Source organism: Chryseobacterium sp. SIMBA_029, assembly GCF_046535275.1.
Classification (GTDB): Bacteria; Bacteroidota; Bacteroidia; order Flavobacteriales; family Weeksellaceae; genus Chryseobacterium.
This window is the reverse complement of the sequence record NZ_JAWRXA010000777.1, coordinates 1-242: the sequence shown is the minus strand read 5'-3', so window position 1 is coordinate 242 and position 242 is coordinate 1. Positions and strand designations below refer to the sequence as shown.

The following is a 242-nucleotide window of genomic DNA, read 5'->3' as shown; positions in this document are numbered from 1 at the left end:
CCGCGGGGAGCCCCAACGCGGTCCGCGCTGTGGGAACTGCCTGTGCCACCAACCCGTTACCCGTCATCGTGCCATGCCACCGAGTGGTCAAGTCCGACGGCAGCTACGGGGGCTACCTGGGCGGTACTGAAGCCAAGCACACCCTGCTGGCCCTTGAAGCGGCAGCATGAGCGAGGATGGGCTGTTTGGGCTGGAGCTGGTCCAGCCTGCAGCCGACGACGCCGGTCCCCGCTTGGTGGGGC

At 68.6% G+C, this 242-nt stretch carries 1 protein-coding gene; it reads left to right on the top strand.

The window, feature by feature from the left end; all coding sequences use genetic code 11:
- The coding region (locus SB679_RS26040) for a methylated-DNA--[protein]-cysteine S-methyltransferase (protein ID WP_410705286.1) at positions 1-170 on the top strand (170 nt) is incomplete at its 5' end.
- Positions 171-242 lie beyond the last annotated feature (72 nt).